Here is a 14049-nt window from a genome sequence, read left to right on the forward strand (position 1 = left end):
GGTGATCTCGTCCGGCAGACAGAGGCGCGCCTGCCTCGGAGTCAGTCAGAGCAGGTCGTCCGGGTCCTTGCCCAGCATCCGGGCGACCTGCTCGGTCACGACCTCGGAGACGAGTGCGGCCAGTTCGTCGTCGTCGGCGGCGCGGTGGACGAGCGGTCGGCGATAGACCACCAGCCGCGCGCTCACGCCACGTTCGGCCGGGAAGAGCCTCCCGAGTGCGACGCCGTGCTCCCACGGCGCCGGGTCGGACGGGGGCACCTCCTCCACGGCCAGCTCCAGCCCCAGCGGCTTGCCCAGGCGCTCCTCGAGGCGTTCGGCGGCCTCGAGGACGAGGTCGTCGAATCGCTCCTGACGGCTCGTCATGACCGGCACGGCGGGCCACGCCAGCGGGCCCCGGAGCCCCCTGCCGCGACGGTCCCTGCGCGTGCTCATGGAGGGGACCCTAGACGACGGCCGAGTCCCCGTCCGGCGGGGTGGCACCCACGGATCGTCGGTGTGGGCGCCTACAGTGTCCGGTGTGACCCTGACTCGCCAGTGCTCGAAGACGGCGTGCGTCCGCCCCGCCACGTCGACGCTCACCTACGTCTACGCGGAGCAGACCGCCGTGCTGGGGCCACTGGCGACGTATGCCGAGCCACACAGTTACGACCTGTGCGAGGAGCACGCCACCCGGCTCACCGCGCCTCGCGGCTGGGACGTCGTGCGACTCGAGCTCCCCGAGGGAGAGCCCCGGCCCCCCGTGGACGACCTCGCCGCCCTCGCCGACGCCGTCCGCGAGCATCGCGGCACGATGGTGCGCGTCGAGCCGTCGCGCTCGGGCGAGCCGGAGGGCGCCACGGTGACCGAGATCGCGCGCCGCGGACACCTGCGCGTGCTGCGTGACCGCTGAGCCGTCCGGAGGAGCCGTGCGACTCGCTGACGTCGTGAAGGCCTACGACATCCGGGGTCTGGTCCCCGAGCAGCTCGACCCGACCGTCGCGTGGGCCCTCGGTTCGGCCTTCGCCCAGGTCGTCGCCGGTCCCGAGGGGGAGGACGGTGTGGTGATCGGATGGGACATGCGCGACTCCTCGCCCGACCTCGCACGGGCCTTCGGCGACGGTGTCCGCCAGCACGGCATCGACGTCACGCTCATCGGGCTGTGCTCCACCGACGGGCTCTACTACGCGAGCGGGGCGCGGCAGCAGGCCGGTGCCATGGTCACCGCCAGCCACAACCCGGCCGGCTACAACGGCATCAAGCTCTGCCGACGCGGTGCGCGACCCGTCGGCCAGGACTCCGGCCTGCCCGAGATCCGGGACCTCGCTCAGTGGCTCCTCGACCGCGGCTCGATGCACGACCTGCCCACGGCGGCGGAGCCCGGGGCCGTGGCGGAGACCGATCTCCTCGCGGACTATGCCGCGCACCTGCACTCCCTCGTCAACCTGGAGGGGATTCGACCCCTGCGCATCGTCATCGACGCGGGCAACGGCATGGCCGGGCATACCGCGCCCGCCGTCCTGGGTCTGGAGGGCCTCCCGCTCGACGTGCGCCCGCTCTACTTCGAGCTGGACGGCACCTTCCCGCACCACGAGGCCAACCCGCTCGACCCGGCGAACCTGCGCGACCTGCAGCAGACGGTGGTCGACCAGGGGGCTGACCTGGGCCTGGCCTTCGACGGTGACGCCGACCGGGTCTTCGTCGTCGACGAGCGCGGTCGCGCCGTGCCCGCCGGCGCGATCACCTCCCTCATCGCCGAGCGCGAGATCGCCCGCGAGCTCGCCTCCGGGAGAGCCGCGCAGGACGTCGCCGTGGTGCACGGCTCCATCACCTCGCGCAGCGTCATCGACACGATCATCCGCCTCGGGGCGCGCCCGGTTCGCTCGCGCGTCGGTCACTCCTTCGTCAAGGCGGTCATGGCCGAGCACGAGGCGGTCTTCGGCGGTGAGCACTCGGCCCACTACTACTTCCGTGACTTCTGGTATGCCGACACGGGCATGCTCGCGGCGCTGCACGTCCTCGCGGCGCTGGGGGAGCAGCAGGCGCCGTTGTCGGCGCTCGTCGCCGAGCACGACCGGTACGTCTCGTCGGGGGAGCTGAACTCCCGGGTGCAGGACGTCGCGGCCACGACGGACCGCGTCCGCGCCTGGGGTGCCGAACGTGGTGCCGTCCCAGACGATTTCGACGGCCTCATCCTCGTGCACGAGGCAGCGGGCTGGTGGCTCTCGCTGCGACCGAGCAACACCGAGCCGCTGCTGCGGCTCACCGTCGAGGCGGACGACACTGAGACCATGGAGCAGGTCCGGGACGACGTCCTGGGCCTGGTGAGGCAGGAGGCCTGAGATGGCGCGACCCGACTACGACCCCTGGGTGCGGGAGATCCTGCGCTGCCCCGTCGGGCTGCACCCGCTCGTCGACGGCGAGGACGAGGACGGCGCGGCCTACCTCGAGTGCGCCGAGGACTGCGGCGCTCCTGGTCAGCGGCGCCGCTATCCCGTCCGTGACGGCATACCCGTCCTGCTCGCCGACGACGCCGTCGTCGTCCCCTCCGCCTGAGCGAGCCTGCGATGCCCTACATCGACGAGGCCCTGCTGGACGACGAGGGAGAGCTCGCCCGCAAGGACTCCCAGGACACCCTCCGCGCGCTGGCCTCCGCCGGAGCGCAGGTGCGCGAGGCCATCACCCTGGCCGAGGAGGCGGGGATCCACCGGCTGGCCGACCTCGAGCGGCCTCGCTCCGTGCTCGTCGCGGCGGTGGGTGGCTCTTCGATCGTGGCCGACGTGCTCGAGCTGCTGGCCGAGCCGGGCTCGCCGGTGCCGGTCCAGGCCCGTCGCAACCTCCCGCTGCCGGGCTGGGTCGGGCCCCTCGACCTGGTCGTCGCGGTCTCCCTGTCGGGCCGGGCTCCCGGGCCGCTCGCCGTGGCCGCCGAGGCCGCGCGCCGGGGCGCCATGCTGCTCACCGTCGGCGCGGACGACTCACCCCTCGCCGAGGTATGCCGTCGCGCCCGCGGCGTGCACGTCGGCGCCGGCATGGGGCGGGCGAGCTCGCGCACCGCGCTGTGGACCCTCCTCGCTCCGGTGCTGCAGGGGGCCGACCGGCTGGGGCTGCTCGAGGCCCCCGACGCGGTGCTGCACGCCGTCGCCGACCGCCTCGACACCCGGGCCGAGCAGATGCGGCCCTCCTCGGACGCCTTCGTCAACCCGGCCAAGGTGCTGGCCGTGCAGCTGGCCGAGACCGTGCCGGTGGTGCTCGGCGACGGGCCGCTCGGTGGCGTCGCCGCCGCCCGCGCCGCCTCGATGCTCGCGCGCACCGCGCGGATCCCTGCGACCTTCGGCGAGCTGCCGGATGCCGCCAGCGGCATCGTGGCCTGCTTCGACGGTCCCTACACCCCGATCGGCGGCCGGCGCCCCGGCACCTACGACGACGCCCGCATCCGGCTGGGTGACATCGACACCTCCGACTGGGAGCCGCACCACTTCTCCGAGCCCGAGGGCGACCTCATGGAGCGGCGGTCCGGCCCCGAGGGCCGGTCCAGGCCGCAGGACGACGTCTTCGCCGACCCCTACCTCGACGGTCCGGCCCCACCCCGGCTCGGGCTGCTCATGCTGCGCGACGCGCCCCCGGAGCCGGGCGGCGTCGACGAGGAGGCCGCCCGGGCGGAGGCGCTGACCGATGCGGTGCTCACGACGGCCCGCGAGGCCGGGGTGCGCGTCATCGAGGTGCGCGCCGAGGCGGGCGAGCCGATCGTCCGGCTCGCCGACCACGTGGCGGCCGTCGACTTCGCCGCCACCTATCTCGCGATCGGTCTCGGCCTGGACCCGTCGGTCTCCCCGCACGTCGCCGACCTGCGCGACCGCACGCGGTAGGACCCCGCGGGGCGGCGTCGGACCGCATACCCCTCCGACCTCCGAGGGACGTGGCACACTCGGCGCGTGAGCAGCGAGGCCCCAGCGCACGACCCGGACCCGATCGAACGGCATACCCGATCGCGCCGGGAGCGAGACCTGGAGGCGGGGATCGAGCGGGACTTCGGGCAGAACCTGTCCTACGGCGACTACCTCGACCTGCCGACCCTGCTGTCGGCCCAGCACCCCCTTGCGAAGCCACCGCAGCACGACGAGCTGCTCTTCATCATCCAGCACCAGACGACCGAGCTGTGGCTGCGCCTGGTCATCCACGAGCTGACCAGCGCGCGGGCCCTGCTCGCCGCCGACGACCACCGCCAGGCGCTCAAGCGGATCGCCCGGGTCAAGCACATCCAGGCCTCGATGACCGAGCAGTGGTCCGTGCTGGCGACGCTCACCCCGAGTGAGTACGCCACCTTCCGCGCCTTCCTCGCCACCGGCTCGGGGTTCCAGAGCTGGCAGTACCGCGCGGTGGAGTTCATGCTCGGCAACAAGAACGCCTCGATGCTCCAGGTCTTCGCGCACGACGAGAGCCAGCACACGGAGCTGGAGCGGCTGCTGCACGAGCCGAGCCTCTACGACGAGGTGCTCGCCTGGCTGGACCGGCGCGGGCACGGCATACCTCAGGAGGTGCTGGAGCGCGACGTCTCGCAGCCCTACCAGGCCCACCCGGGCGTGGTCGACGCGTTGAGCCGGATCTACGCCGACCCGCAGCAGCACTGGGCGGAGTACGAGACCGCGGAGGAGCTGGTCGACCTGGAGGACAACTTCCAGGTATGGCGTTTCCGGCACCTGAAGACGGTGGAGCGGGTCATCGGCAGCAAGCGTGGGACCGGCGGCTCCAGCGGCACGCCCTTCCTGCGACGCGCGCTCGACCTGACCTTCTTCCCCGAGCTGTATGACGTGCGCTCGGCCATCCAGGACCTCACCCCTGAGGGGTACCACGGGGGTGACGGTCGTGGCTGACCCGATCCCGGCCCCCACCCGCGCCGGCGCCCTCGCGCTGGACGAGCAGGACCCGCTCGCGTCCTACGCGGCACGCTTCGAGCCCGCCGACGGCGTCGTCGCCTACTTCGACGGCAACTCGCTGGGTCGACCGGTGGCCGGTGCCCCCGAGGCGATGGCGGCCTTCGTGCGGGGGGAGTGGGGCAGCCGTCTCATCCGCTCCTGGGACGAGGGCTGGATGACCTGGCCCGAGCAGGTGGGCGACCTGGTCGGGTCCGCGGCCCTGGGTGCCGCCCCGGGGCAGACCGTCGTCGCCGACTCCACGACGGTGCTGCTCTACAAGACGCTCCGCGCCCTGGTCGACCATCAGCTCACGCTCGACCCTGGACGCACCGAGCTGGTCCTCGACACCGACAACTTCCCGACCGACCGCTACGTCGCCGAGGGCATCGCCGCCGAGCGCGGCCTGACCCTGCGCTGGATCGAGGTGGACACCGCGACCGGGGTGCACCCCGAGCAGGTGGCGGAGGTCGTGGGCGAGCACACCGGGGTGGTCCTGGTCTCCCACGTGGCCTACCGCTCCGGTTTCGTCGCCGAGGCGGAGCAGATCACGCGGATCGTCCACGACGCCGGCGCCCTCGTGCTGTGGGACACCTGCCACTCGGCCGGGTCGGTGCCGGTGCTCGCCGACGCCTGGGGCTGGGACGCCGCGGTCGGGTGCAACTACAAGTACCTCAATGGTGGACCGGGCGCTCCCGCGCACGTCTACCTCGCGCGCCGGCACCACGACCTGCCCTCGTTGCGGCAACCCGTGCAGGGCTGGATGGGGCGCCGGGACCCGTTCCTCATGGAGCAGGGCTATCAGCCGGCGGCCGGGATCCGCTCCTTCGTCAGCGGCACCCCGCCCATCGTCGGGATGCTGCCGGTGCGCCTCGGGGCCGAGCTGCTCGCCGCGGCCGGGATCGAGCAGGTGCGCGGGAAGTCGCTGCGGCTCACCGACTTCGCCTGGGAAGTCGTCGCCTCCTGGCCCGACGACCTCGGCGTGGTCGTCGCCAGCCCCCGCGAGCACGCGCGTCGGGGCGGGCACCTCACCCTGCGGCACCCTGCCTTCGAGCAGATCTACCCCCGCCTCTGGGAGGCGGGCGTCATCCCCGACTTCCGGTCGCCGGACGGGCTGCGGCTCGGCCTCTCGCCACTGTCGACCCGGTATGCCGAGGTGTGGGACGGGCTGGAGGCCGTCCGCGCCGAGCTGGAGGCGGCCACCTAGGCTGAGTGGGTGAGCGACAGCACCCACTACGACCTGATCGTCATCGGCAGCGGTTCGGGCAACTTCCTGGTCACCGAGCACTTCGAGGGCCGGCGCACCGCCGTCGTGGAGGACCGCTTCTTCGGCGGCACCTGCCTCAACGTCGGCTGCATCCCCACCAAGATGTTCGTGTATGCCGCCGAGGTCGCCACCACGATCCGGGACGCCGGCCGGTTCGGCATCGACGCCACCCTGGACCAGGTCCGGTGGACCGACATCCGGGATCGGATCTTCGGCCGGATCGACCCGATCGCGCAGGCGGGGCAGGACTACCGCGTCGAGGCGGAGCACACCGAGGCCTACCTGGGCCGGGCGCGCTTCGTGGGGGAGCGCGAGCTGGAGGTCGACATCACCCGCGAGGGCGGGCACCACCCGGTCGGCTCGACGCAGCGGATCACCGGAGACCAGGTCGTCATCGCCACCGGCGCCCACCCGGTCGTGCCGGACATCGTGCGCGACTCCGGAGTCGAGTTCCTCACGTCCGACACGATCATGCGGATCGAGCAGCTGCCCGCGAGCCTGGTGATCCTGGGCGGCGGGGTCATCGCCTCGGAGTTCGCGCACGTCTTCTCCGCGCTGGGGGTCGAGGTGAGCGTGGTGACCCGGGGGGAGCGGTTGCTGCGGGCCCTGGACCGGGAGGTCTCCGCGGTCTTCACGGACCTGGCGCGGGCGCAGTGGGACGTGCGCACCGGGGTAGAGGTGACCACCGTGCGGGGCACGGAGTCGGGCGTGCAGCTCGGACTGTCGGACGGCACCGTCGCCGGCGGCGAGGTGCTCCTCGTCGCGACCGGGCGGCACCCGAACACCGAGGACCTCGGGTTGGATCTCACGGGCGTCCGGACCCACGACGACGGAAGGGTCGTGGTCGACGAGCACGGTCGCACGACCTGTCCCGGCGTGTGGTCGCTGGGTGACGCCAGCTCGCCGCACCAGCTCAAGCACGTGGCCAACCAGGAGGCCCGGGTGGTGGCGCACAACCTGGTCCACCCCGACGACCCGTGGTCCTTCGACCACGAGGCGGTGCCGGCCGCGGTCTTCACCCATCCGCAGGTCGCGACGGTCGGCCTGACCGAGGACGAGGCGCGAGAGGCCGGGCGCGAGGTGAGCACGAAGGTCCAGCGCTACGGCGACACCGCCTACGGCTGGGCGATGGAGGACTCGACCGGGCTGCTCAAGGTGGTCGGCGACGCCGCGACCGGCGAGCTGCTGGGCGCCCACGTCCTCGGACCCCACGCCAGCACCCTCATCCAGCCCGCGATCCAGGCGTTGGCGCTCGGGCCACAGGTGAGCGCGCACGAGCTGGCGCGGGGGCAGTACTGGATCCACCCGGCCCTGTCCGAGGTGCTGGAGAACGCACTGCTGGGACTGGAGGTGCCGCAGGCGCGCGAGGACGCACGGGACGCGACGTAGCATGAGGTCATGCCCGACACGACCACCGTGACGACGACGTCGGCCGACCACCAGGTCGCCGACCTCAGCCTGGCCGAGCAGGGCCGGCACCAGATCCGCCTCGCCGAGCACGAGATGCCCGGCCTCATGGCGCTGCGGGAGCGCTTCGCCTCCGAGCAGCCGCTCGCCGGGGCCCGCATCGCGGGGTCGCTGCACATGACGGTGCAGACGGCCGTCCTCATCGAGACGCTGGTCGCCCTCGGCGCCGACGTGCGCTGGGCCTCGTGCAACATCTTCTCGACCCAGGACGAGGCCGCGGCCGCCGTGGTCGTGGGCCCCGACGGCAGCGCGGACGACCCGCGGGGTGTCCCGGTCTTCGCCTGGAAGGGCGAGACCCTCGAGGACTACTGGTGGTGCACCACCCAGATCATGCTCTGGCCGGGGGAGACCGGGCCCAACCTCATCCTCGACGACGGGGGAGACGCGACCCTGCTCGTCCTCAAGGGCCGGGAGTGGGAGCGGCAGGGAGCGGTGCCGAGCCCGGAGGAGGAGGACCCCGAGGAGTGGCGGGTCATCCTCGAGACGGTGCGCTCCGGCCTCGCGGAGCACCCGGACCGCTGGACCCGGATCGCCGACGGCGTGCGCGGGGTCTCCGAGGAGACCACCACCGGGGTGCACCGGCTCTACCAGCTGCACGAGGCCGGGGAGCTGATCTTTCCGGCGATCAACGTCAACGACTCGGTGACCAAGAGCAAGTTCGACAACACCTACGGCTGCCGCCACAGCCTCATCGACGGCATCAACCGGGCCACCGACGTGCTCATCGGCGGCAAGGTCGCGGTCGTGTGCGGATACGGCGACGTCGGCAAGGGCTGCGCCGAGGCCCTGCGCGGCCAGGGGGCCCGCGTGATCGTCACCGAGATCGACCCGATCTGCGCGCTCCAGGCGGCCATGGACGGCTTCCAGGTGGCCCGGCTGGACGACGTCATCGGCACCGCCGACTTCGTCGTCACGGCGACCGGGTGCAAGGACGTCGTGACCGTCGAGCACATGCAGGCGATGAAGGACAAGGCGATCCTGGGCAACATCGGTCACTTCGACAACGAGATCGACATGGCCGGCCTGGCGCGGGTGCCCGACGTGCGGCGCACCGAGATCAAGCCGCAGGTCCACGAGTGGACGTTCGGCGACGGGTCCTCCATCATCGTGCTGTCGGAGGGTCGGCTGCTCAACCTGGGCAACGCCACCGGTCATCCGAGTTTCGTGATGTCGACCAGCTTCGCCAACCAGGTGCTGGCCCAGATCGAGCTGCACACCCGTCCCGCTGCCTATCCGCTGGGGGTCCACACCCTGCGCAAGGAGCTGGACGAGGAGGTGGCGCGGCTGCACCTGGGCTCGGTCGGTGCCGACCTCACCGAGCTGAGCAAGGAGCAGGCGAGCTATCTCGGGGTCGACGTGGCCGGCCCCTACAAGTCCGAGCACTACCGCTACTGAGCCGGGACGGACACCGGCGGATGAGCAGGAGGAACCCGTGACCGCGCGCGTACTCGTCGTCGACGACGATCAGGCCCTGGCCGAGATGCTGGGCATCGTGCTGCGCAAGGAGGGCTACGAGGTCGCCACCTGCGGTGACGGGGGCCGCGCGATGCCGATGTTCCGCGAGTTCCGACCCGACCTGGTGCTGCTCGACGTCATGCTTCCGTCCAAGGACGGCATCGAGGTATGCCGTGAGCTGCGGGCGGAGTCCGGCGTGCCGGTGGTGATGCTCACCGCCCGCACCGACACCAAGGACGTCGTCGCCGGGCTCGAGGCCGGTGCCGACGACTACGTCGTCAAGCCGTTCAAGCCGCAGGAGCTCCTCGCCCGCATCCGGGCCCGGCTGCGCCGCACCGACTCCGGGGACGACGCGCGGCTGCAGGTCGGCGACGTCCTCATCGACGTCGCCGGTCACGAGGTGACCCGGGAGGGCGAGCAGATCCCGCTCACCCCGCTGGAGTTCGACCTGCTCGTGGCGCTCGCCAGCAAGCCGACCCAGGTCTTCGACCGTGAGTCGCTGCTGGAGCAGGTGTGGGGCTACCGGCACGCCGGCGACACGCGGCTGGTCAACGTCCACGTCCAGCGGCTCCGGAGCAAGATCGAGAAGGACCCGGAGAACCCCCAGATCGTGGTGACCGTGCGTGGCGTGGGATACAAGGCCGGCCATCCCTGAGGCTGACGGCCAGGGGTCGCGCCTGCTGCGGTGGTGGCGCGGGTCGCTGCGCGTCCGCGTCATCACCTCGACCGTCCTCCTGGGCACCCTGCTGGCCCTGCTGCTCGGCAGCGCGATCTACCAGCAGGTGGCCGCCGGGCTCGTCGAGCAGGCCGTCGACTCGGCCGAGCGGGACGCCTCGCAGCAGGTCGCCCGGGCCCAGCAGGCCTTCGACTCCACCGACCGGCGCGACGACAGCGGGCTGCGGGAGCTGGCCTACGAGCAGACCGTGACGACGGCCGGCCCGGATCAGGACGACGGCCGGTGGGTGCTGCTCACCCCGGCCCTGCTCAACGAGGGTGACGCCATCGTGGAGTCGATGGCCACACCAGGGCTCGACGCGGGGGACATCCCTCGGTCGGTCACGGAGGCGATCGACGCCGACCCGGAGAACCAGCAGGTCATGGTCGTCCCGGTGGGCCTGGGAGAGGGGCAGGAGCCGCAGACCTCGGTCGTGGTCGGCTCCCGGGTCTCCCTGCTGCGGGCCGGGGCCTACGACCTCGTCCTCGTCTATCCGCTCATCCGCGAGCAGGAGACGCTCGACCTGGTCCGCCAGCTCTTCCTCCTCGGCGGCCTGGGGCTGGTCGGCCTCGTGGCCGGGCTCGCGTTCCTCGCGACCCGGATGGTGACCCAGCCCGTGGAGACGGTGGCGCAGGCCTCGCACGAGCTGGCGCTGGGACACCTCGACGAGCGGCTCCCCGTCGTCGGCACGGACGAGATCGCGCAGCTGGCGACGTCCTTCAACACGATGGCCGACTCCATCCAGCACCAGATCCGCGAGCTGCGCTCGCTCTCCCAGCTGCAGCAGCGCTTCGTCTCCGACGTCTCGCACGAGCTGCGCACGCCGCTCACCACGATGCGGATGGCGGGCGATGTGCTCCACGCCTCCCGGGAGGACTTCAGCGCGCCGGTGGCCCGCTCCGCCGAGCTCCTGGACCAGGAGCTCAACCGCTTCGAGGACCTGCTCGCCGAGCTGCTGGAGATCAGCCGGTTCGACTCCGGGGCCGCGACGGTCGAGCGGCACGAGGAGGACATCGTCCCCCTCGTCCGGGCCGCCGTGGACGGGGTCGAGGCGCTGGCGGCCCGCCTGGGCTCGAGCGTCGTCGTCACGGCCCCCCCGCAGCGGGTCGAGGTCTGCATGGACGGGCGCCGCATCTCACGCGTGCTGCGCAACCTGCTCACCAATGCCCTGGAGCACGGCGAGGGTCGGCCGGTCGAGGTGACGGTCGCGGCCTCGGCGGAGGTCGCGTCCGTCTCCGTCCGCGACCACGGCATCGGGCTGACCGAGGACCAGCAGCGTCAGGTCTTCGACCGCTTCTGGCGGGCCGATCCGGCGCGGACCCGGACGACGGGAGGGACCGGGCTGGGCCTGGCCATCGCGCTGGAGGACGCCCGCGTCCACGGCGGCTGGCTCCAGGTCGGGAGCAAGCCCGGGCAGGGGGCCTGCTTCCGGCTCGTGCTCCCGCGGTCGCACACCCACGTCATCGCCGAGCAGCCCGGGCCGGTGCCCAGCCCGGGCGCACCGGCCGACGCGCCCTCGGGCGATGGGGAGGCGCGGACCGGCCGGGACCGCGCCGTCCCGCCCGTCGTGCTCGCGCTCGCCACCAGGGAGGACCCCGCATGACGATCCGTCTCCGACGCACGACTGCCGCCGCCGCGGGCGCGCTGCTGGTGGTCACGGGGTGCTCCGGCGAGCTCCCCACGACCCAGACCCCCCGCGCCGGCCTGCCCGTGTCGGTGCAGACCGAGCAGGACGTCGACCGCTTCCTCGTCCCCGCACGGGAGGACGCCGAGGTCGACGAGATCGTCGAGGGCTTCCTGCGGGCCAACGTCGGCTTCGACGGGGAGAACGTCGGCACCGATGGGGAGAACGACGTCGCCCGCACCTTCCTCACCTCCGACCTCGCCAGCCGGTGGGTGCCGACCGCCAGTGTCCTCGTCTTCGAGGGGTCTCCCCAGGTGCAGGCGACCGCTGTCGACGAGGCGACGGTGGAGGTCGAGGTCGTCGGGCGCATCGATGCCGAGGGACGCCTGACCGAGCAGGCCGCCCGGACGAGGACCGAGACCTTCCGGCTCAGCATGGTCGGCGGCGAGTGGCGGATCAGCGAGTTCCCGGAGGGCTTCGGCCTGTGGCTCTCGCGCACCGAGCTTGAGCGCGCCTTCCAGCCGAGCACCGTGTCCTACCTCAACCCGCAGCGCGGCTATTTCGTGCCCGAGGTGCGCTGGCTGGCGGACGGCGTCGGTCTGCCGACGGCGCTCGCCCGGGCCCAGCTGGCGCCGCTTCCCGAGCACCTCGAGGGTGCGGTCCGCACCGCGGTGACGGACGGGCTGCGCCTCGCCAGCCCCTCGGTGCCTGTGGACGACGCGCGCGTCGCGACGGTCAACCTCCGGGGGGCGACCATCGCCCAGGAGGAGTCGGTGGCCGAGGACCTGCAGAGCCAGCTCGCCCACTCCCTGCTCACCCTCCCCGCCGTGAGCGGCGTCCAGGTGGAGATCGCGGGCCAGCCGCTGCCGCTGCCCGATGCCGAGGGCCCGGTGACCGCGACCACCGAGCTGCCCTACAGCGAGCTGCAGCGCGACGTCGACCGGGCCCTGCTGCGGGTGGGGGAGGAGCTGATCCTGGTCGACCCGACGCAGTTCCGGCTGAGCAACCTCGCGGCGGAGGAGTCCGAGGGCCTGGATCTCCCCGAGGTGGGGCTCTCGTGGACCGGGCTGGCCGTGTCCGACGACCTCGGCGACGTCGCTGCGGTCAACCTCGACGGGTCGGCGCTGCGCCGGTGGCGCGGCGGTGAGACCCACACCAACGAGGGCATCGGCGACGGCCTGACAGCGCCGGCGGTGGACGCGCAGGGGGCCTTCTGGCTCGCCGGAGTCCACCGCAGCAGCGAGACCCCCCGGGTGTGGGTCGTCGACAGCGAGGAGCTGGACTCCGTCGCCCGCCCGGTGGAGGCCGACTGGCTCCGCGACGACGACCGCGTGCACTCGCTGTCCGTCTCACCGGACGGCAGCCGGATGCTGGTGGTCCTGGGCGAGACGGAGGACACCGACCACCGGGTGCTGCTGACCGGGATCATTCGCGACGCCAGCGGCGAGCCACTGGGCCTGACCTCTCCCACCGACGTCGCGCCGAGCCTGGTCGACGTGACCGTCGCCCGGTGGGCGTCCATGGGCGAGATCGTCCTCGTCGGTCAGCGGCCCGGCGACGCCCAGCCACGCGCCTTCAGCCTGCGCCTCGGCGAGTGGCTGCAACCCCTGGGTGAGCTGCCGGGGCTGGTGGACGTCCTGCCGCTGCCGCGGTCGCTCGGGGCCCGGGTCATCGCGCGGACCGAGGACGGCGGGATCTTCTACCCCGAGGGGCAGCGCGGGTGGTTCCCCGCCCGCAACGGCGACGCCCTGGTGGTGCCGGGCGGCTGAGCCAGCCTGTGGACGTCCGTCCGCAGGTGAGCGGACGTGCCAGGCTCAGGTATGCCGTGGCGCCCCCTCGCCGATCTGCGTTCCCTGCTGGAGCTGGCCGCCCCGAGCGGATGCGGCGGGTGCGGCGTCTCCGGCACCCGCTGGTGCGACGCCTGCGCCACGACCCTGAGCGACACCCCTCCCCGGAGGTGGCGTCCGACGCCCTGCCCGCCGGGCATGCCACCCACGTGGGCCGGGCCGGCCTACGACGGCGTCGTCCGCGCCGCGGTCGTGGCGTGGAAGGAGCAGGACAGGGTGGACCTCGGACGGCCGCTCGCGGCGGCCCTGCTCCGCTCGGTCGAGGCCGCGCTGGGCGGCTCGCCCGCGCACCTGGCGGCCCTCGGGGCCGGGGAGCCCGTGGCAGTGCTGCCGGCGCCGTCGGCCCGGCGCAGCACCCGGGCGAGGGGTCGGGCCCCCGTCCTGGAGCTCGCGGTCGACGCCGTCGGGCGTGAGGCGGTGGTGGACCTGCTGCACCTCACCCGCACGGTGCGCGACCAGGCGGGGCTCGGCGCGGCCGCCCGTGCGGCCAATCTCGCCGGCGCGGTACGCCTCCGACCCGGCGCCGAGGGCCGGATCCGGCACCTGCCCTGCGTCGTGGTCGACGACGTCGTGACCACGGGAGCCACCCTCGCCGAGTGCGCGCGGGCGCTGCACACGGCCGGCGCGGGGCCCGTCGTCGCGGCCACGGTGGCGGCCACGGCCCGCCGGGCGACGCGCCGGTCGACCCCTCTACCGCCGGCGGAGGGGGCCGACTAGTGTGTGTCCATGGAGCACCTCGCGAGCACCGGCGGGGGGTGAGGCCGCACGGCACCAGGCGCCAGTGACGC

13 protein-coding genes are annotated in these 14049 nt (G+C 73.1%); 12 read left to right on the plus strand and 1 reads right to left on the minus strand.

All coding sequences use genetic code 11. The features are described from left to right. Nucleotides 1–45: 45 nt before the first annotated feature. Nucleotides 46–432 (minus strand): metallopeptidase family protein, encoded by a 387-nt coding sequence (locus AC5PYY_RS09355; protein WP_493896548.1) that lies wholly within the window; start codon nt 430–432, stop codon nt 46–48. A gap of 85 nt (nt 433–517) precedes the next feature. Between AC5PYY_RS09355 and AC5PYY_RS09360 the strand changes: the two genes are divergently transcribed. From AC5PYY_RS09360 to AC5PYY_RS09415, 12 genes are all read left to right on the plus strand, one after another. Next, on the plus strand, nt 518–889 hold the full coding sequence (locus AC5PYY_RS09360) for a DUF3499 domain-containing protein (RefSeq protein ID WP_493896549.1): 372 nt from the start codon (nt 518–520) through the stop codon (nt 887–889). 16 nt (nt 890–905) lie between these two features. Beyond that, a complete protein-coding gene (locus AC5PYY_RS09365; protein WP_493896550.1) occupies nt 906–2318 on the plus strand; it encodes a phosphomannomutase/phosphoglucomutase in 1413 nt (470 codons plus the stop codon). Nucleotide 2319: 1 nt separating this feature from the next. Then, nucleotides 2320–2532, plus strand: a complete 213-nt coding sequence (locus AC5PYY_RS09370; RefSeq protein WP_493896551.1) for a Trm112 family protein — start codon at nt 2320–2322, stop codon at nt 2530–2532. Between the two features lie 11 nt (nt 2533–2543). After that, nucleotides 2544–3842: an SIS domain-containing protein gene (locus AC5PYY_RS09375; protein ID WP_493896552.1), complete on the plus strand. Its 1299-nt coding sequence runs from the start codon at nt 2544–2546 to the stop codon at nt 3840–3842. 66 nt (nt 3843–3908) lie between these two features. Continuing rightward, nucleotides 3909–4847, plus strand: coding sequence for a tryptophan 2,3-dioxygenase (locus AC5PYY_RS09380; protein WP_493896553.1), 939 nt, complete (start codon nt 3909–3911; stop codon nt 4845–4847). After that, nucleotides 4840–6093 (plus strand): kynureninase, encoded by a 1254-nt coding sequence (locus AC5PYY_RS09385; protein WP_493896554.1) that lies wholly within the window; start codon nt 4840–4842, stop codon nt 6091–6093. The genes AC5PYY_RS09380 and AC5PYY_RS09385 overlap by 8 nt, the downstream gene beginning before the upstream one ends. A 9-nt stretch (nt 6094–6102) precedes the next feature. Next, nucleotides 6103–7542, plus strand: a complete 1440-nt coding sequence (locus AC5PYY_RS09390; protein WP_493896555.1) for a mycothione reductase — start codon at nt 6103–6105, stop codon at nt 7540–7542. A gap of 9 nt (nt 7543–7551) precedes the next feature. Continuing rightward, nucleotides 7552–9015: an adenosylhomocysteinase gene (gene ahcY / locus AC5PYY_RS09395; RefSeq protein WP_493896556.1), complete on the plus strand. Its 1464-nt coding sequence runs from the start codon at nt 7552–7554 to the stop codon at nt 9013–9015. A gap of 37 nt (nt 9016–9052) precedes the next feature. Beyond that, nucleotides 9053–9730 (plus strand): MtrAB system response regulator MtrA, encoded by a 678-nt coding sequence (gene mtrA, locus AC5PYY_RS09400; protein ID WP_493896557.1) that lies wholly within the window; start codon nt 9053–9055, stop codon nt 9728–9730. Further along, a complete protein-coding gene (gene mtrB, locus AC5PYY_RS09405; protein WP_493896558.1) occupies nt 9699–11393 on the plus strand; it encodes an MtrAB system histidine kinase MtrB in 1695 nt (564 codons plus the stop codon). The genes mtrA and mtrB overlap by 32 nt, the downstream gene beginning before the upstream one ends. Beyond that, nucleotides 11390–13183 (plus strand): LpqB family beta-propeller domain-containing protein, encoded by a 1794-nt coding sequence (locus AC5PYY_RS09410; protein WP_493896559.1) that lies wholly within the window; start codon nt 11390–11392, stop codon nt 13181–13183. Before mtrB ends, AC5PYY_RS09410 begins: the two co-directional genes overlap by 4 nt. Nucleotides 13184–13234: 51 nt before the next feature. Then, a complete protein-coding gene (locus AC5PYY_RS09415) occupies nt 13235–13978 on the plus strand; it encodes a ComF family protein (RefSeq protein WP_493896560.1) in 744 nt (247 codons plus the stop codon). Nucleotides 13979–14049: the final 71 nt, after the last annotated feature.

It is taken from the genome of Serinicoccus sp. JS2-9, from assembly GCF_059025165.1.

Bases quoted from the DNA above. Each gene is read 5' to 3' on its own strand.
- AC5PYY_RS09355 (WP_493896548.1), bottom strand. From the start codon at position 432: ATGAGCACGCGCAGGGACCGTCGCGGCAGGGGGCTCCGGGGCCCGCTG.
- AC5PYY_RS09370 (WP_493896551.1), top strand. From the start codon at position 2,320: ATGGCGCGACCCGACTACGACCCCTGGGTGCGGGAGATCCTGCGCTGC.
- AC5PYY_RS09375 (WP_493896552.1), top strand. From the start codon at position 2,544: ATGCCCTACATCGACGAGGCCCTGCTGGACGACGAGGGAGAGCTCGCC.
- ahcY (WP_493896556.1), top strand. From the start codon at position 7,552: ATGCCCGACACGACCACCGTGACGACGACGTCGGCCGACCACCAGGTC.
- AC5PYY_RS09410 (WP_493896559.1), top strand. From the start codon at position 11,390: ATGACGATCCGTCTCCGACGCACGACTGCCGCCGCCGCGGGCGCGCTG.
- AC5PYY_RS09415 (WP_493896560.1), top strand. From the start codon at position 13,235: ATGCCGTGGCGCCCCCTCGCCGATCTGCGTTCCCTGCTGGAGCTGGCC.